This is a genomic window from Stutzerimonas decontaminans, assembly GCF_000661915.1.
GTDB classification, from domain to species: domain Bacteria; phylum Pseudomonadota; class Gammaproteobacteria; order Pseudomonadales; family Pseudomonadaceae; genus Stutzerimonas; species Stutzerimonas decontaminans.
In genome coordinates this window covers 2,123,650-2,141,888 of the sequence record NZ_CP007509.1, presented here as the reverse complement: position 1 = coordinate 2,141,888, position 18,239 = coordinate 2,123,650, and the positions used below count along the sequence as shown (strand labels likewise).

Genomic DNA, 18,239 nt, shown 5'->3' with positions numbered 1-18,239 from the left:
AATGGAGCACTCCGACAATAGGGAAGACGTCACAAAGCGGGATGCCGCCGCGCAACTGCTGCGCGACACCGAGATCGCGCTCCTCGAGGCTATCGCCAAGGGCCAGCACGCCGTGGAGGAAGAAAAACAGCGGATAGCTGCCGAGCGCGAGGCCCTCGCCAGAAAAGCCGCCGAACTCAGCCGGCGCGAAGATCAGCTCAAGTTCGCCGAACAGCAACGCGCAGCGGACGATGACGAGAAGCGCGCCGCCTTGAATGCGGAGTTGCGCCAGAAACGCGCCGAGGGCGAGCGCCGGATTTCAGAAATCCGGGAGCAGCAGCTATCGGCTCTGGAAGAAGAGCTTGCCAATCTCCGGTCCAGGCGCCTGTCAGAAGTATCCGCAGCCGGCGACGCCGAGCGCGAGCGCATCCGCGACGAATTGAGCAGGCAGCGTGAGGCCTGGACGAAACAACAGGACGACGCTCGCGCACGACTGGATGCAGAACTGTCCGAGCTGGCTAAACAGAAGGGGGCATTATGCGCCTTGCAGAGCGAAGTACACGGGCGTGCGATGGAACTGGAAGCCGCCGAGCGCAATCTGGAACGCAAGGAACAGCGGCTCGAACAGCAATCCAGGCGGCGTAGTGAACAATTCGCCGATGAGCTCGAGAGCAACCTAGAGGAAGCGCGCAGATCACTGGAAATGCAGAAGCAGTCCTGTATCGAGGACAACCGGCGCCTGCGTGAAACCCTTGCCATACAGGCCGACCTGCTGGGCGTCTTCGAGCAGTTGAAGCGCCAGCTCGGAGGGAAAGACCCGTCCGCGATCCTGCGTGACCTGAACAGTCAGACCGATGAACTGAAGCGCCTGCGTGAGGAGCTCGCCAACCGGCCCACCGAGGAGATGCGCAAGCGAACCCTCGAACTCGAAACCGAAATAAGGTCCCACAAGGCCCGGGCGGATGAACTTGCCCGACAGATCGCGAGCAATGACACCGCCGTTGCGGAAGTTGGCCAGCTACGCCGGAAGAACTCCGAGCTCTCCGCGGAAAACCAGTCCTTGATGCAGAAGGCCTCGATCTTCGAGGGCGCAGCAAACGAAGCACAAGTCGAACTCAACCGTCTCCGTGCCGCCTATGAACGCCCTGCCGAGGTCGAGGCACGGCACAAGGAAATCGAACGGCCGCATTTCGCCGTGGATCGTGCCACGCTGCCGGTGAAGGCGGAGATCGACGAGCTGACTTGGCTCAAGGGTATCGGCAATGCGTGCAGAAGCTATGGCCTAAGTTTCAACCCACGGATCCTCAACGCCTTCCACACGGCGCTCAAGACCGCCGAGTGGTCGCCCCTGACCGTGCTCTCGGGCGTCTCCGGCACCGGCAAGTCCGAACTGCCCCGCCTGTACGCCCACTTCGGCGGCATTTTCTTCGAGCCGCTGTCGGTCCAGCCGAACTGGGACTCGCAGGAGTCCATGCTCGGCTTCTTCAACTCGATCGACAACAAGTTCGACGCCCAACCGGTACTGAACTTCCTCGCGCAGAGCCAGAAGCCCTGGAGCGAGGACTACCCCGGCTTGTCCGAGGCTATGTGCCTGGTCCTGCTCGACGAAATGAACCTTGCCCATCCGGAGCTGTACTTTGCCGAATTCCTGAGCAAGCTCGAGCTGCGCCGTGGCAGGAAGGGCAACGACGTGCCCTGGCTGCCGGTGAAGGTCGGGGCAGGCATGCCAGCCTACAAACTGCCGCTGGGCCGGAATGTGCTGTGGACTGGAACGATGAACCAGGATGAAACCACCAAGTCTCTTTCCGACAAGGTTCTGGACCGCTCCATCATCGTCAATTTCCCGCGGCCGACCGAATTGAAACGCCGCCTGAAATTGCTGCCGCTCGATGACCGGAATCGCGGCCCAGCGCTGCACAAAACCGCCTGGCAAAGCTGGCTGGCAGAAGGCAGCAGCTTCTCGGAAGACGAAGTCAAGCCGTACATGGCCTTCATCGAGGCGTTGAATGAAGCACTATCCGTGTCTGGTCGGGCACTTGGCCATCGGGTATGGCAATCCATCGAGTACTACATGGCCAACTACCCGGAGGTCCGGGCGGCCAAGAATGACAAGTCCCCATCCCGACTTGCCGACGCGATGCATACTGCGTTCGAAGACCAGTTGGTACAGAAGGTCATGCCCAAGCTGCGTGGCATCGACACTCGCGGCAAGAGCAAGACGGAGTGCCTCGACAAGATCCGCAACCGACTGATCAATGGCATCGGTGGCCGTCCCTTCAACCTTACCGAGGACTTCGATATAGCCTGCGAGCTGGGCTACGGCCAGTTCATCTGGCAATCGGCGAACTATCTCAACGCATCTGATTCGCCAACGGTGCTGGAACACGACGCCCACCCCGCCATTCCGACCTCAAACACCCTGGAAGAACCGCCGTCCCTGTTCAACTTAGGCCTGACGGATCCGGACGAGCGCCGCAGGGTCTGGAACCTGAAGTCCCCTGAGAAACGAAACGAATTGCGCAGGGCGTTGGAGGAAAACGCCAGGAAAGGGAGAATCGCCGGCCGTGACCAGTGAACGCCTGTCGAGCTTTGACTCCGTACGCCGCAACGTCGCGCAAGACAGCGCCGCCATCAGCGAGGTTCTCGAGCAGTCGGACTGGTTCTGCCATGCCGCCGACTTCGACCCCAGGAGCGGGCAGGCGCTGCCGCAATCACTGTCGGTATTTCTGGCCAGGGTCGCCGGATACTCACCGCCCGAGGCAGGATCCCCGTGCCGCGACCGCCTCTGGCGCATCACCGAACATTGCCGCGCGGCGGTAGATCGGCTTGTCCGCGGCCTCAACGAGGCACCTTGCCGGGAGCAAGCATTACTGCCCGCCCATGCGGTGCGCGAACTCGATGCCACCAGTTTCATCAAGCTGAGCAATCGCCCCGGACGCAACCTGCGAGAAAAGCTCGCGGGCAACCCCTATCTGCAAGGTGTTCGGCGGTTCCAGTCCGTCGACCTGCCGGAGAACCGCCTGTTCAAGGCATGCATGGTGCGTCTCGCGCAACACTTGGAGCTGTGCGGCGCGCGCCATGATCGACAGGACGACCTGCTGGTGACGATCCTGTCCTGGCTGCGCTCCGGAGAAGCGCGGGACATCGGGAACTGGGAGAACCTGCCGCCCAACAACACGCTTTTGTCACATCGCGATTACCGACGGGTATGGGACGCCTGGCGTTGGATGCAGACCCTGGAGGATGACACCGCTCGCGACCTGTCCGAGGTCCACGCGCGTCGCCAGACCCGGCATCGCTGGATCACCTACAGCCGGATATGGAGCGAGGGTCGCCACTGCCTGGCAGACATGCCGATTTTCTTCGACTTCGATACCTTCGAGATCCGCCCCTGGTTCAACAGCGTCGCGATGCAATCGGTACCGGAGAAGATCAAGCGCGACACAAGGATCGAAGTTCGGATACCGGTGTGCGTTGATCTGGCGACTTCACTCCCACGCTATGCCGCAGGTAAAACGGCCAGGTACCTGCCTGGGTCTTTCCTATGGCAACAATGGCAAGGCGAGAACACCGAAGTAGCACTTGACCTGTTCACCTCAGACGCGATTTATCGGCATCCACAGGTGACGACCCTATTCCCGACGGATCTGTTCTTCTCCAAAGCCGCTCCCGAGCATCTGGACCGCGCTGCACGCGCCTTCACCTCCAGACTGCACGAGGTGTTCAGGAGCGACACGCTGATCTGGCTCGTGCCCGATGCCCTCAGTGATTTCGAACTCGACGTCACCCGGCGCAATCTCAACGCTCGCTTCCAGGGCGCGGTGCCGCTCCCCCGCAGTATTGCCGCCGCTGTTCAACGCGTGGACTACTCGAAAGTGAACGCTGGCTTTCCGATAGTCGTGATCGACAACGTCGGCGGCACGACCTGCGTAACGAGACTGGTCGCCAGGTTCGATCCGGCGCTCAAGGACAAGCTCCCGGAAACGAGAGGTTTCTACTGGGAGCGGCATCCACCGGTGATCCTTTCGGACACCCCTGCGCAGGAGTCAGAACCCGGCTGCGCCATCACCTCCATCGACGACCAGGACCAATGGCATCCGCCGGCTGTCCCGGCCAGGCCAGCCTCCCTCGATACCTCGATGCTGAAACAGGATCCACGCATCGGCGGCTTCGCCTTCTCCATCATCGTGACGGACAGCCCGGTATCCGGAGGCCTTCATTTTCATGCGCTGCAACAGCGTGCCGGAGAGATCCCCCTGTGGCGCGACCAGATACCTGAACTGACGATCAAGGCCCTCAAGGACGGACGTCAGCAGCGCTTCCAGCTTGTATCCCGCGGCACGACGGTCACTCCGATCCGTGGCAGACCCGTCAGAATCGAGGTAAAGGAGGATTTCACCCTCCCAGCGAAGAGACCGTTCTACCAGTTCCCGCTCTTCCTTGGCGACAGCAGCGAAGACCTCGGCTACTCGGCCCGCCTGGATTCTTCCGCGTTTCCATTGGAGGAAAGTGTCGACTGTGCGCTCCACCTGACCTTCGAATACGGGGCCGACGATCCCTATCAACTGACGTTCATCCCGCGCAATGGCGCCTTCGCACACGTGCGAGCCACCTGGCGGCGTACCAGGGATCTGGTGGTCACCGACGCCCCCGCTCCGGAGTATCCCGCTCCGATGGCCTGGGCCGATCTGCGCCATGTGCCAAAACCCGGCAGCAGTGAAACTACTGACCTGCTCGACTGGATAACCCGCGCGATCGCGCGACTGGACCAGGATATCTACATCCGCCCCAGAGCCAGGACGAAGGCCGTGATCTGCAGGGAGTGGCGCCCTGACAAGAACGGAGGCTATTTCACTTTCGCCACCACCAACACCACACAGGAACGCGTGTTCGTTCATCAGAAAAATATCTTGGACGGACATGCGTACACGGACTTCAACGTCGGCGACAGCATTTCATTCGAACGCCACGAACAGGACGGCAAGTGTTCTGGCCGCCGCGTCGCAGGCGAGCATCACGAGGAAGTGCAACGACTGAAGCGGTTCGACGAAACCACCAGCAAGGACCTCGTCACCCAGATCCGCAAATCCCTGTATTACCCCGTCATCCAGACATGGCGCGATGGTCGCTCCATCGACGACGCCGACTGCCCCGGCGTCTTTGCCGAAGCAGCCCGCATCCATATTGACTATCTCGTTTCGCTGCTGGCGGAGGACGATCTTCCAGCATCGGTGAAAAACGCGATTTTCGTGTTGATGTGTTGCATGCACAAAGACGCCCCAAGCACCTTCATCCAGCACCTAGCCAGGGAGCTCGAGAAGGGCAGCTTTCGCAACCCGCAAGCCATTGGCTTCGCGCTGGGACGCCTGGATGAACCCTGGCAGCGAGCCCTTTTCTCGGGCCTCATGCGGAACATCACGGAAAGTGTCCTGCGCATCTTTGCTTGCGCGATCTGGCGAGACCGGCACTTCGTTGAACAGTTCGATTCTGCGCAAATGACAATGGTTTTGACGTCCCTTAACGTGGCGCTGGGTCAAATCAATCCATGCCCTAGGAAGAAAAGTGCAAAAGACGACAGAGCTGCGGTCAACTGGATGCGCGCAACCACCGAGTTGCTTGAACTCCTGCTGGGCGTGCTTCGTACGCGCGAAGCCGCCGATGTGCGGCTGAGAATGCTGCTCCAGCCTCATCAACAGATAACCAAGGCCTTGGCCCGCAGGGTCGAACGGGTGAGCGAACTCGTTGAAGAATCGACTGCCATTTTGTCTTGCCGGGTGCAGATCAATATCGAAAAGCCCGACGGTGACCATACACCGGACCTGCTTTTTGCACTGCGCCTGTATCTGACCGGCGACGATGGCGCGAACGCAATCCACATCAGTCGAATTTCTGATAGTCAGGACGAGTGACCTATGAATGCCGTAGCTCAATGCATGTCAGCTTTCCAAATGATTCTTCGATACGTTGATGCCTGAAAAAGTGTCCCCATGAGGGTTTCCTTGCGTTGCGATGCCCCTACCACTGCACCATCCCGCAGTTAGATCAAACTTGCCTCGCCGGCATCGCCCTCGTCTCCCGCAGGCGGGGAAAACCCAACCTCAACAGCGAGCCTCATTGTCGAAGGCTCGCATGCCCGCCGCTTTTGCTTATTCACAGTGTGTGAAGTCAGCACAGAGTCCCTGGTCGGCAGCAATGCCCGCCTGACGGCGCTGGTCAATCGATTCAGGCTCCGCTGATCTGTCGATCGCAACAAAGGCCTGCATCGGGCCTTTGTTGCATCGAAATCTTCTACCTATACGCCACGCTGCGGCCAGCCTGGCCCGGCTGCGCTCCTGCCGGTAGCCGAGTTCTTGATCTTCGCAGAGCATGTCGATCAAGGTCCCTTCAATCATTTAACCGACGATCTCGCACTGTGGCCCCGTGTCGACTCATCGCGCGCGGCATTCCCCCATCGCAAGGCACGGCGACGTCGCGACAGACATCAGGTGCAAGCGAGCGAATGGTCGTCTGGCGCAGGGTGATCGATATAGCCTGGTGCCAGCCCGTGCCAGAGCGCCGGCCAGGCGTCCTCTGCTCGTAGTGAATCCTGGAGGGCTCGGGCTTTGTGGCCACAACCGTCGAACCAAACAATTTCCCCGCCGGTGCCCGGCTTCCTCGCGAGGCAAATTGTTAGGTCCTTTCGGTCCTTCTCTGCGTTACGGCTGCAGGCAGTGCGGCCCGCCCTCTCCCACCGACCGGATCACAACGAGGACGCGATAGGCGCGGCCCTCAATCCGAAAGGAGAAACACCATGGCCAACATCGGCACCTTTACCACTCTCAACGACGGCTTCACCGGCACGCTGCAAACCCTGATGCTCAAAGCGAAGGTCGCCTTCGTGCCCAACGACAAGGGCACAGCCAATGCGCCCGATTTTCGCATCCTCACCTCGGGCGGGGTCGAGATCGGCGCCGCCTGGAAGAAGCTCAGCCAGAACGATCGCCCCTACCTGTCAGTCACGCTCGATGATCCTGCGTTCCCCGCCACCGTATACGCGCGACTCCTGGAGGAGTCCGAAGGCTCCCACGTACTGATGTGGAGCCGAAGCAAGGCTGAATGACGCCAAGGCGCCCTGGCAATCCAGGGCGCATTTTTGTGAGTCAGTTCCGCTTGCACTGCGTGACGTGCGCTACGGTTTGCGCGGGGTGCTACACCCCGCACTGCTTGGTTCTCATAGCCTAGTGAGGACCGTTGGGCGCCCGACAGGGCGCTTTTTTTTATCGTGCCAGAGAGTTAATGGGGCGGACTTGCTGTTTTCCTTCACCTTGCCACGGCGTGCTCGCCGTCAAGGGCTTCACCCGCCGGTGCGTGTTCGCGGCTGGCGCCGGCTTCGCCCCCTGACTGCTTGCGCTGCGCCGTGCCGGGTCGGTTCCGGGCAATCTCGCCCGAGCAACCGGAGCACCGACATGTCGAACTTCACCTCCTCCGACGATTCGATCCTGCTGGTTCGAGACAATGCAGGCCGTTATGTACCGGCGACCCCTGAACAGATTCTCGACGCCGCTCGACGAGCCATCGACCTAAAGATGAAGAGAGGCGCAGCATTCACGTCGCCGGACATCGTCAAGAACTTCCTGCAGGCCAAGCTTGCTGGCTTCGAACACGAAATGTTCGCTGCCCTTTTCCTGGATAACCGCCATCGGCTAATCGAGTACGTCGAGCTGTTTCGCGGCACCATCGACGCCGCTTCGGTGTACCCGCGCGAGGTGGTGAAGGAAGCCCTGCGACTCAACGCGGCGGCAGTGATTTTTTCTCACAACCATCCAAGTGGGCATCCCGAACCGAGCGAAGCGGACAAGGCGTTGACCAGGCGCCTAAAGCAGGCACTCGAGCTCGTCGATGTGCGGACCCTCGACCACGTAATCGTGGCCGGTCATGCGTCGGCCTCGCTGGCTGAATTCGGGCTCCTCTAATCCAAACGGGGGCGCAAGCCCCCGTTCATTCAACAGGCTGCAATGACATCTGGGGAATGCCGTCGCGCAGGGACGCATGCAGCGCGCCGGAATTGCATGCTGCATGCCACTTCCCATAGCCGACATGAATCGAGGATCTCGATCTCCCTCCCCTTTGCTTCGAGGATGCCCTCGGCACGAAGCTCGGCGAGCGCGCGCGAGACCGACTCGACCGCGAGCCCGAGGTGATTGGCAATTTCTACGCGAGACATGGGAAGGCGAAAGCGAGCAGCGGGCTGGCGCCGTTCGATCAATGCGCCTGCATACCAGGCCAGAAAGCTCGCCACCCGGCTATCCGCCCGAGGCACTGCAAGTTGCAACCGAGCTTCCCGGTTGCGCTTGAGTTCCTTGCTAAGAACCTTACGCAAAAATCGAGCGACGCCGCCGTTGATGCTGCTCAGTCGATGCAGCACGTCCAACGGAAGCTCACACAAGGCGGTTCGTTGCACAGCTCGAACGGTGACTTGATGCCTAGGCTCGTGAAGCGAGCAAGCCCCAACCAGATCACCTCTAAGGCTGAAGGAAAGAATCTGCTGAGCGCCATAAACATTCGCGCGAGATGCGCTCATTGCACCCGACCGGACCATATAGAGGCTGGTTGCTCGGTCCCCCTCTTCGAACAAAAGCTGTCCCTTAACCAAGGTCGACGAACGGAACCGCAGCTCGTGCGCAGGAATGTCATTGCGACCAAGCACGGACGGTAGGCAACGGCTGGATAGAACACAGTCCCTGCAATCGGCCTGGGGCAAGCCCGTCACCGACGACGGCGCGCGGTGCGCATTTGAATGGTAGTACACATGCCAAGCGCCTCTACTGCTGACTAGCCTAGAAGCGTGCCCCACGAAATAAATCAACACCAATGAATAGATTTGCCCTTTAAGTTCAACGTTATTGATCCAAATGACACGCTGCACTCGGTGGCCGTCTAAACGGCGTCTCTGACAACGGGAGGGAAAGTACGGCGTGAGGTCAGGCTGCCGGCGACCCGTCGATCTCGCCACATCGTGAAGCCGCGATGTCTATCCAGTGCCGCCTGGTTATTGGCAATTGAGAATCTGCCGCACCGCCCAGGAACGAACCACCGCCATATCCAATAGATATCCGGCGGATACGATCTAGATATTTTTCATATTGAAATCAATTCCCTAGCATCACGCCAGACGCCCGCCAGCCTCGTGTCGGCGGCGTCACCTCCGTATAAAAACAATCAGGAGACAGTGATGCACAAGTCACCGAAGCCGCTTGCTACGGCGATAACGATTGCTGCGCTGGGTGCGGGTTTGCCGGGTGTGGCCATGGCGGATTTTCTCGCCGATAGCAAGGCCACGCTGGAACTGCGCAACTTCTATTTCAATGCCGACTACCGACAGGATGGCGCCAACCAGTCGAAGCGCGACGAGTGGGCGCAGGGCTTTCTGCTCAATTACGAGTCCGGCTTTACCGAGGGGCCGCTCGGCTTCGGCGTCGATGCCATCGGCCTGCTCGGGGTGAAGCTCGACTCCGGGCCGGAGCGCCAGAATTCCGGACTGCTGCCGGTCGGCGACGAGAAGGCGCCGGACGAATACAGCCAGCTCGGCGCGGCGGCGAAGATGCGCTATTCGAAAACCACGGCACGAGTCGGGACTCTGCTGCCGAAGCTGCCAACGGTGCTGCCAAACGATTCCCGCCTCCTGCCGCAGACCTTTCGCGGCGGTATGGTGACCTCGAAGGAGATCGACGGACTGACGCTCAACGCCGGTCGGCTGACGCAGAACAGCGTACGCAACTCGGCGGCCAACGACGACATGCAGGTCGCCGGCAAGGGCATCCGCGGTGGGCAGGACAGCGATCAGTTCGATTTCGCCAGCGCCAGCTATCGCTGGACCGACCGCCTGACCACTGGCTACCACTACGGCCATCTCGACCAGAACTACAAACAGCACATCTTCAACCTTTCCCATGTCTTGCCGTTGGGCGAGGACCAGGCCTTCAAGAGCGACCTACGCTTCGCTCGCTCCACCGAGGCGGGCAACACCAACGTTGACAACGATGCGTTCGGCGCCAAGTTCACCTATCAGCTCGGCGGCCACGCCTTTGGCGCGGCGTACCAGAAGATGAGCGGCGAGACTGGCTTTCCGCACATCAATGGGACCAATTCCTACTTGGTCAACTACGTGATGATTTCGGCCGACTTCGCCAGTCCCGGCGAGAAGTCGTGGCAGCTGCGCTACGACTACGATTTTGCCGCCGTAGGCATTCCGGGGCTGAGCTTCATGACGCGCTACCTGCGCGGCGATGGTTTCGACGGTCCAGGCGGGCGCAATGGCCGCGAGTGGGAGCGCGATACCGACATCGGTTACGTGTTCCAGCAGGGTGCGCTGAAAAACTTCGGCGTGAAGCTGCGTAACGGCACCTACCGAAGTACGGGGAATGACATCGATCAGACCCGCTTCATCCTCAGTTACACCTTGCCGCTGCTGTAACGGCCGCCCTCGCCTTCCCGTCGCCCCGCGGTGACGGTATCGCTGAACAGGAGATTCACCATGACCATGCAAAAAAATCTGCTATCGCTGGCCGTTGCCTTCGCCCTGGTCACCAGCCATCTGAGCGCTCAGGCGGCGGATACGGCCGACCTGCCCTGCCGAACCACGGCCGAATGCGCGGCCGAAGCGGCCAAGATCGGCGCCACGGTCGATCGCTCCAGCGCTAAATCCGGCAAGCACGACGATCAGTTCACTTGGGTCAACCGGATCAACAAGGCGTCCATCGTGATGCTGACCGAAGAAGGGATCGTCAGCCGCAAACAGGGCCGTGAGATCGCCAGCGGCGTGCAGTATGTGATCAATCAGGCCGGCAAGCCCGACGGCAAGAAGCCCAGTGACGTGCTGCAGATCGAGCGGATCATGATCGACAAGATCGGGCCGCAGGCTTCGCTGATCCACTCCGGCCGCAGCCGCCAGGACATGTATGCGACCTACCGGCTCGCCACGCTGCGCAGCCAGTTGCTCGACTACACCGACGCGATGAACGCCACCCGCGCCCAGTTGCTGGAGCTGGCGAAGGAAAACGTCGACACGCTGATCCCGGCCTACACCAACGGTGTACAGGCACAGCCGATCACCTATGCCCACTACCTGCTGGCGTATGAGGCGGCGTTCGAGCGCGATGCCCAGCGCATCCGCGAGCTGTACGACCGCCTGAACCGTAGCCCCATGGGCACGGCGGTGCTCGCCAATTCCGGCTGGCCGCTCAACCGCGAGCGCTTGTCCGAGCTGCTCGGCTTCGATGATGTGCGCGAAAACTCATTGGATGCCGGCCAGGTGTCGACCTACGACATTCCCATCGAGGCCGCGGGCATCGCCTCGTCATCGGCGATCCGCATCGGCGCGATGCTGGGCGACATTCATACGCAATACCACCAGATCCGTCCGTGGATGCTGCTCGAAGAAGGCGCCACCTACACCAGCAGCGCCATGCCGCAGAAGCGCAACCCCGGTCTGATCATGCGAGCGCGCGAATCAGCCTCGGACGTCGTCGGACTGGCCCATACCGTCACCCTGCGTGCGCACAACGTGACTACCGGGATGACCGACTACAAGTTCGCCTTCGACGGCCTCGGGCTGTTCGATAGCGCCCACGAGATGTTCGTCCGTACGGGCAAGGTGATGGATGCACTGGTGATCAATCCCGAACGCGCGCTGGAGGAGCTTGAAGCAGAATGGACCACCTCGATGGAGCTGGCCGATACCCTGGAGCGCGAGCACAAGGTCCCCTTCCGAATCGGTCACAGCTTCGCCTCGGCGGTTGTCGGTCATGCGCGCAAGGAAGGTTTCGTGCCGGCCAACTTCCCCTACGCCGAGGCGCAGCGACTGTTCACCAAGGCCACCGAGAAGTACGACTGGAAGACCCGCGAGTTGCCGATGAGCGAGTCGGCGTTTCGCGCCACACTGTCGCCGCAGAACATGGTCAAGACCCGTGTCGGCACCGGCGGCCCGCAGCCGGCCGAGGTCAAGCGTATGCTCAAAGAGGCCAACCAGGCACTCGCGGGCGACCAGCACTGGACAAAGGTACGCCGTGACCGGCTGGCGAACGCTGAAAGCGAGCTGGACAAGGCCTTCAACGCGTTGTTGAAGAACTAAGAGGTTGCGCGCCCTCGGCGTTTCCCGACCACCGCGCCGGGAAACGCTGCCTGCCGACAGGGCATCAGCGCCTCACGCAACGCACTGCGATCCAGCGCACCGCTCCAGGCCGAAATCACCACGCTGGCCAACGTATTGCCGATCACATTGGTCAGCGAGCGGCACTTCATCAACCGCTCGACACCGAGCAACAGGCCGAGCGCTTCCAGCGGAACCAGATTGAGGCCGGCAACCGTGGCGGTCAGCGTCAGGAAGGCCGAGCCCGCCGCGCTGGTCGAGCCCAACGAGGTCAGCAGCGCCACCAGCAACAGGCTCAACACATGTGCAACATCCAGGGTGGCACCGGCGAGCTGCGCCAGGAATACCGCAGCACAGGTCACGTAGATATTCGAACCGGCCAGATTGAAGGTATAGCCGGTGCTGAGCACCAGCCGCACTACCCGCCGCGCGCATCCCGCGCGCTCAAGTTTCTCGATCAGGCCCGGCACCGCCGCCACCGAAGCGCCGGTGAACGCGACCAGACAGAGCTCGTCCCTGATGTAGGCGATGAGTCGAAACAAGCCGACGCCTGCCAACCTGGCAACGACGCCCAGGACAACCACAAGAAACAAGACGCAGGCGAAGTAGACAGTGCCGACGAACTTGAGCAACGGCCAGGCGGACGCCGGCCCGTATCGGCCAACGGTATAGGCCATGGCGCCGAAGGCGGCCAGCGGGGCGAATCGCAGCACCATGCGCAGGGCTTTGAGCAGCCAGTCCACACACGTATCCAGCCGACGCCGCAGCGGCTCGCCCGCATCGCCCGCCCAACCCAGCCCGAGGCCGAACAGCAAAGCGGCCAACAACACCGGAAGGATGAGCGTATGAGAAATGACCTGCACCAGGCTGGTCAGCACTGCGGTCGGCAGATCGCTCAGGGGGCGAACGGTCGAGCCGGTCAGTGGCAACGCCTCGGCGCCCGGCGCCAACAACCACCCCGCGCCTGCACCGGTGATCAGCGAGAACACGGCCATCATCAGGAAGTAAACCACCACGCGACCTGCGCAGCGGGTGTGCTGCCCGCGCTCACCGAACGCCGATACCGCCGAGGCGACCAGTACGAACATCACCAGCGGCACCGCGTGGCCGATCACGCCGAGGAAGGCGTCGCTGAGCGGTTTCATCTGGACCGCCAGTTCCGGCCGCAGGATGCCGAGCGACAGGCCCAAGGCTATCGCGATCAGGATCCGAGCGGTGTCGTTGCGGTACAGCTTGGCTAGAATCATGGGCCGCCGAGCGATGTTGTTGTTTTGGTCGCTTCAGTGCTCCCTATCCTACCCCATCGAGGCACTCCGTCAGCCAAACGCCCTGGCGAGCGCCTAGCAGGACGCCGTCATATGGAACTTCGCCACCTCCGCTATTTCGTCATGGTCGCCGAGGAGAGGCATTTCACCCGTGCAGCTGCGCGCCTGAACATGCAGCAACCACCGCTGAGCCAGCAGATTCGCGCGCTGGAGGAGGAGCTCGGCTTCGAGTTGTTCAAACGCCATCCCAAGGGTGTGGACCTGACCACCGGTGGCGCGGTGTTTCTCGAAGAGGCCAAGGCGATCCTGGCGCGGGTGCAGGCCGGCGCGCGCCGGGCCGCACGCGTCGCCCACGGTGTCGAGGGCACGCTGAAGATCGGCTTCACCTCCTCGGCAGCGGCGCACCCACTGATCCCGCAGATCATTCGCGCCTACCGCGAGCGCTACCCGGCCGTGTCCATCGCCCTGGAAGAAGGTAACGCCGGGCGTCTGACCGAACGCGCCAGTGCCGGCGAGCTGGAGGTCGGGGTGCTGCGCGCACCGGTCAGCCAACCGGCGGGTATCGAATTCCATCGTCTGCTGGTGGAAGAATTGCTTTGGGTACTGCCAATCGGGCATCCGGCGTTGACGGCGGCCGGTGGAGCGATCGACATCCAGAGGATGCGTGCCGAGCCCTTCATCCTGGTGCGCCGGCCCGGCGCGCCGGGGATGTATGCCAACCTGCTGCGCGCCTGCCAGACGGCGGGTTTCGAACCGAAAATCGCATTCGAAGTGGAACGGATGCTCACAAACGTTAGCCTGGTTGCGGCTGGCGAAGGCATTTCAGTAGTTCCAGCATCCATGCGCGACATACATGGCGATAGCGTGGTGTACCGCCGCATTCACGGCGCTCGCCCTCGCCTTGTCGCGCCGCTAACGATGGTCTGCCGACGCTTCAACCAGTCGCCGGCATTACTGAACTTCATCCAGCTCGCACGTCGTTTGGCCAAGGATCACCGGTCCCGGAACCGCGTCGCGACGTCGGTCTAGTCCCCCTCCAGCAGTTGATTCGACTCGAGGGGATACCTAGCAGATAGAGCTATGTGCGCACACTTGCGGTTCGTTTTTTCTAGACGGCGCACCGCGGCGCCGCCAGACAAAAAATTGTTTAATGCCGCACATGACCGATGTTCAGCATCGACATTTCACATCGCATCGAACGCCGCCTGCAGGTCTTCCTGTCCCATCTTCCCGTCTTGCAGCAGCAGCATGAGAAGAATGCGCGCCTTCTGAGGGCTGAGGTTCCCAGCCATGACCGCACCCGCATCAGACGTAGTCTTGCCGCCGCCCTCAAATCCGTAATTGGCCATGACGCGACCGTTGTAGACGCGCGTCGAAATCACGACCGGCACCTGCTTGCCCAGTGCGTACTTGACGGCCTCGAACATCGGCTGGTTCATGTTCCCCATACCCAAGGCCTGCACAACGATACCCTTCGCGCCCTGGTCAACGGCGCTGCGCAGCAGGCTGCCATCGGCACCGCCGTACATCGCCACGATGTCGACCCTCGGCATGTCATCGGTCTGGATCTGGATGTGCTGCCGGCGCAGCGGCTCCCTCGCGAAGATCACACGATCCGGATAGACCTCGCCTAGAAAGCCGTAGTCCCCCGACTGAAAGGTTTCCACATTGGCGGTGTGAGTCTTGGTCACATGCCGCGCCGCGTTGATCTGGTTGTTCATGGCCAGAAGGACACCTTTTCCTCTCGCCTGCTCATCGACCGCAATACGCACCGCGTTGAGCAGGTTGCGCGGGCCGTCAAAATCCGAGGATGAGGCGTTGCGCTGTGCCCCGATGACAACGACCGGTTTGTCCGATTCGACGGTCAGGTCGAGCCAGAAAGCAGTCTCCTCAAGTGTATCGGTGCCATGCGAAACGATGACGCCCGATACGTCTGGTTGCTCAAGCGCAGCGTTCACGGCCTTGGACAGCTCGACCCAGCGCGGCGGATCCATATAGTCGGACGGCACGTTCGAGAGGTTGTTGACCTTGATCCGGGCAAACTCGGCCACCTCCGGCACCGTGGCGAGCAGATCATCGCCCGATATCGCTGGCACCGGGGCCTTCTTGACCGGGTCGATTTTCATCGCGATCGTGCCACCGGTGGCAATGAACTGGACTGTCGGTTTCTCCTGCGCGTTGGCGCTTCCGATCAGGACCGCGCAGAGCCCGGCCAGCAAAAGTGAGTGCTTCTTCATTTCAGTTCCTTGCCAATGGTTTATGGGGCAAAGGAACTGACAAGGAAACCGTCGTTTGGTTGGTTTGGTGTTAGAAGGCCGGTAGCACTTATCAATTGTCCCTGCCCTGTCCATCTGCCTGTCGATGACCCTCCGGCCAGGGCTCACCGCGCATGGCGCCCGAACTCATCGAGCATTGCGGCTGTGGCCACCAATGCCAGCGGATCGTCGTCCCCTGCCAAGATGTCGAGTGCCGCTGGGTGCTGTCACTTGGACGGGGCGACCGTCGATTCCCTTGCCCCGATGCGCTGCAGGACGAGCACGGCTGTCGTGGTCAGCACACTGCGCCGGCGAGAGGCCCGTCGAGGTCCGAACTGAACTCAATTCAGATGGCCTCTGCCTCCATAGCGATTAGCAGATCATTGTGGCTGGCGGTGAGTGCCGATGTACCTGTCCGCCAGTTCCGGGACAGACCACAATGCCTGCTGTGTCTCACGTACTTTGAGAGCAGAATGCGCAGCCGGATTGAAAAACGAGGCCGCGCCCCAACCTTCTCGCCGTCCCATCTTTCGACTCTTACGAGAACCTCATGAACACTTCCATGATGATCCTTTGCGCCGTGCTCAGCATTGGCGCGGTTGGCGCGGGCGCAGTGCTAGACCTTCGTACGGCAGAGCGCGATCGTGCTGCTCGGACTACCGACTACAACAACCCCAACACACTCTTGACCATTCGCCACTCCCCGATCGAAAAGAAGGAAGGCAAGCGCAAAGCGTAGGTTCTGCGACCGTGCACGGCTTTCTTTCTATGCATGCAGCGCGTGCTGTATTACGTCTTGGCGTCGGCCGATACCGCCTCGATTCCAACCGTCGTGATGCGCCCTTGCAGTTGCTCGCGAACGATTAGCCGCACTGATCCGGCCATCAATTCGTCCCCCTGACGAGCGCCGCCACCGAGTGCCTCCTTGATCAACTGATCCAGGGTTTGCCCCTTTTCCGCTGCCAGGTCGATACCGTAGGAATTCCACACGTCTTCAACCTTGGTGCTGCCCTTGAGCCGAAGTTCAAGGTTTGGCAGATCGGTTCTTGACGCTTCTACCGCCTGGGAAAAAACGCAGTCAACGAAAGGCTGATTGTTTGGCTTGAGGACGACAAACAGATGATCACCGGCTTCAAGCCTGGTCGACCCTCGAGGCGGTATGACGGCCGACCCTCGCGTGATCATCGCCACGACTACGCCTTCGGGCAACGCCATCTGCGAGAGCAAACGGCCGGCGGCTCTCGCATCGTTACCGAGCGTGTATTCGACGATTTCCGCGTCGACATCGTGCAGTGACGAGATTTCGAGAGTCGCGGCGGGCGTCGCCGGTGGCTTCTCCGTCAGCCCCAGCTTGCGCGCGACGAGCGGGAGCGTAGAGCCCTGCACCGTCGCCGATAGCAGAACTACGAAGAACACAACATTGAAGATCAGGGGCGCATTAGGCAGTCCGAAAAGCAACGGGAAGATTGCCAGGATGATCGGCACCGAACCACGTAGGCCTACCCAGGAAACGAGTACCGTCTCCCTGAGATTGAAGCCAAAAAGCGCAAGCATTGGTGCGACGGCCAGCGGCCTGGCCAGCAACACCAGGACCAGTGCAATCACCAACCCCTCGACCCACACATCGAGCAGCGAAACCGGATCGACGAGCAGGCCGAGGACTACGAACATGGTGATCTGGCTAAGCCATGCCAGGCCATCCATGAACAGGAAGGTGCTGCGCTGGAAAACGAATTTCTGGTTTCCGATCATCACGCCAGCGACGAAGATCGCCAGAAATCCGCTGCCGCCCAGATTCGCGGATACTCCATAGGCGAGCAATCCGCCGGCCGCAACAAGCACCGGATACAAGCCGGTCGCGACCAGTTTTATCCTGCTCAGCAACTTGAGTATCGACCATCCGACACCAAGCCCGACCAGCGCACCTATCCCCATCTGCATCAAAAACATCTGAAGCAGACCCCAGCCAAGCGGCATGCTGTTAACCAGCACCTCCAACAAGCCCACCGTCAGAAAGATGGCCATGGGGTCGTTGGACGCGCTTTCAATCTCCAGCACCGACTTGAGCCGCTGATTGATGTGAATTCCGGCGTTTCGCAAGAGAGAAAATACGGCTGCAGCATCGGTCGAGCCGATGATCGCACCCAGCAACATGCCTTCCAGAACTGGAAGCTCAAGCATCCAGGCAGCTGCGAGCCCCGCGATTGCGGCCGTTGCGAGTACCCCAACTGTTGCCAGCAGAGACGCTGGCTTCCAGACCTTCCTTATGGACGAAACGGGCGTTTGCAGGCCGCCGTCAAAAAGGATAAGCGCCAAAGCCAGGGTGCCGAGGGCATGCGCGGCAACGGCATTATCAAAAACGATCCCGCCGATACCGTTCTCACCTGCAAGCATGCCGGTGATCAGGAACAACACGAGCACCGGCAGCCCCAGACGGGCCGACAGTTTGCTGGAGAGCACACCGAACAGGATCAGTACTGCTGCCAGCAGCAATAGCTTGTCAATTGCAAACACCGAAGGTCCTTAATTATCTATGCACCGCATTTCTCGCGAGCAGACGCAACGTCGTGATAAGCCGGCGAGCCGACCACACCGCCGTATCAGGTCACCGCA

The 18,239-nt window shown here is 61.0% G+C and carries 12 protein-coding genes; 8 read left to right on the top strand and 4 right to left on the bottom strand.

Going from position 1 to position 18,239, the window contains the following annotated elements:
* Position 1 precedes the first annotated feature (1 nt).
* From UIB01_RS09980 to radC, 4 genes are all read left to right on the top strand, one after another.
* Positions 2-2,554, top strand: a complete 2,553-nt coding sequence (locus UIB01_RS09980; RefSeq protein ID WP_038659608.1) for a DUF8727 domain-containing protein — start codon at positions 2-4, stop codon at positions 2,552-2,554.
* Positions 2,544-5,888, top strand: coding sequence for a cold shock domain-containing protein (locus tag UIB01_RS09975; protein ID WP_038659605.1), 3,345 nt, complete (start codon positions 2,544-2,546; stop codon positions 5,886-5,888). The genes UIB01_RS09980 and UIB01_RS09975 overlap by 11 nt, the downstream gene beginning before the upstream one ends.
* Positions 5,889-6,769: 881 nt before the next feature.
* Positions 6,770-7,078 (top strand): DUF736 domain-containing protein, encoded by a 309-nt coding sequence (locus UIB01_RS09965; protein WP_038659599.1) that lies wholly within the window; start codon positions 6,770-6,772, stop codon positions 7,076-7,078.
* A gap of 346 nt (positions 7,079-7,424) precedes the next feature.
* On the top strand, positions 7,425-7,931 hold the full coding sequence (gene radC / locus UIB01_RS09960) for a RadC family protein (RefSeq protein ID WP_038659596.1): 507 nt from the start codon (positions 7,425-7,427) through the stop codon (positions 7,929-7,931).
* Between the two features lie 29 nt (positions 7,932-7,960).
* Here radC and UIB01_RS23520 read toward each other — a convergent pair whose 3' ends face one another.
* A complete protein-coding gene (locus UIB01_RS23520) occupies positions 7,961-8,665 on the bottom strand; it encodes a Crp/Fnr family transcriptional regulator (protein ID WP_256380636.1) in 705 nt (234 codons plus the stop codon).
* Positions 8,666-9,190: 525 nt separating this feature from the next.
* Here UIB01_RS23520 and UIB01_RS09950 point away from each other — a divergent pair.
* Positions 9,191-10,432, top strand: coding sequence for an OprD family porin (locus UIB01_RS09950; RefSeq protein WP_038659593.1), 1,242 nt, complete (start codon positions 9,191-9,193; stop codon positions 10,430-10,432).
* 60 nt (positions 10,433-10,492) lie between these two features.
* Entirely contained in the window at positions 10,493-12,088 is a 1,596-nt protein-coding gene (locus UIB01_RS09945; protein ID WP_038659591.1) for an argininosuccinate lyase, read from the top strand.
* Here the strand turns inward: UIB01_RS09945 and UIB01_RS09940 are convergent.
* The gene (locus UIB01_RS09940; protein ID WP_051605071.1) at positions 12,085-13,353 is read right to left on the bottom strand and encodes a cation:dicarboxylate symporter family transporter; all 1,269 of its coding nucleotides are present in this window, start codon (positions 13,351-13,353) and stop codon (positions 12,085-12,087) included. The genes UIB01_RS09945 and UIB01_RS09940 overlap by 4 nt on opposite strands.
* A gap of 111 nt (positions 13,354-13,464) precedes the next feature.
* On the opposite strand from UIB01_RS09940, the gene UIB01_RS09935 reads away from it, so the two are divergent.
* On the top strand, positions 13,465-14,400 hold the full coding sequence (locus UIB01_RS09935) for a LysR family transcriptional regulator (protein WP_038659589.1): 936 nt from the start codon (positions 13,465-13,467) through the stop codon (positions 14,398-14,400).
* A 155-nt stretch (positions 14,401-14,555) separates the two neighbouring features.
* On the opposite strand, the gene UIB01_RS09930 is transcribed toward UIB01_RS09935, so the two are convergent.
* On the bottom strand, positions 14,556-15,608 hold the full coding sequence (locus UIB01_RS09930; RefSeq protein ID WP_038659586.1) for an asparaginase: 1,053 nt from the start codon (positions 15,606-15,608) through the stop codon (positions 14,556-14,558).
* Between the two features lie 568 nt (positions 15,609-16,176).
* Here UIB01_RS09930 and UIB01_RS23085 point away from each other — a divergent pair.
* The gene (locus UIB01_RS23085) at positions 16,177-16,365 is read left to right on the top strand and encodes a hypothetical protein (protein WP_042919570.1); all 189 of its coding nucleotides are present in this window, start codon (positions 16,177-16,179) and stop codon (positions 16,363-16,365) included.
* Between the two features lie 50 nt (positions 16,366-16,415).
* On the opposite strand, the gene UIB01_RS09925 is transcribed toward UIB01_RS23085, so the two are convergent.
* Positions 16,416-18,140, bottom strand: coding sequence for a potassium/proton antiporter (locus tag UIB01_RS09925; RefSeq protein WP_038659583.1), 1,725 nt, complete (start codon positions 18,138-18,140; stop codon positions 16,416-16,418).
* Positions 18,141-18,239: the final 99 nt, after the last annotated feature.

What these genes read in the sequence shown, in the direction of transcription:
- UIB01_RS09980 (WP_038659608.1), top strand. Translation starts at nt 2, where the DNA reads ATGGAGCACTCCGACAATAGGGAAGACGTCACAAAGCGGGATGCCGCC.
- UIB01_RS09965 (WP_038659599.1), top strand. Translation starts at nt 6,770, where the DNA reads ATGGCCAACATCGGCACCTTTACCACTCTCAACGACGGCTTCACCGGC.
- radC (WP_038659596.1), top strand. Translation starts at nt 7,425, where the DNA reads ATGTCGAACTTCACCTCCTCCGACGATTCGATCCTGCTGGTTCGAGAC.
- UIB01_RS09950 (WP_038659593.1), top strand. Translation starts at nt 9,191, where the DNA reads ATGCACAAGTCACCGAAGCCGCTTGCTACGGCGATAACGATTGCTGCG.
- UIB01_RS09945 (WP_038659591.1), top strand. Translation starts at nt 10,493, where the DNA reads ATGACCATGCAAAAAAATCTGCTATCGCTGGCCGTTGCCTTCGCCCTG.
- UIB01_RS09940 (WP_051605071.1), bottom strand. Translation starts at nt 13,353, where the DNA reads ATGATTCTAGCCAAGCTGTACCGCAACGACACCGCTCGGATCCTGATC.
- UIB01_RS09935 (WP_038659589.1), top strand. Translation starts at nt 13,465, where the DNA reads ATGGAACTTCGCCACCTCCGCTATTTCGTCATGGTCGCCGAGGAGAGG.
- UIB01_RS09930 (WP_038659586.1), bottom strand. Translation starts at nt 15,608, where the DNA reads ATGAAGAAGCACTCACTTTTGCTGGCCGGGCTCTGCGCGGTCCTGATC.
- UIB01_RS23085 (WP_042919570.1), top strand. Translation starts at nt 16,177, where the DNA reads ATGAACACTTCCATGATGATCCTTTGCGCCGTGCTCAGCATTGGCGCG.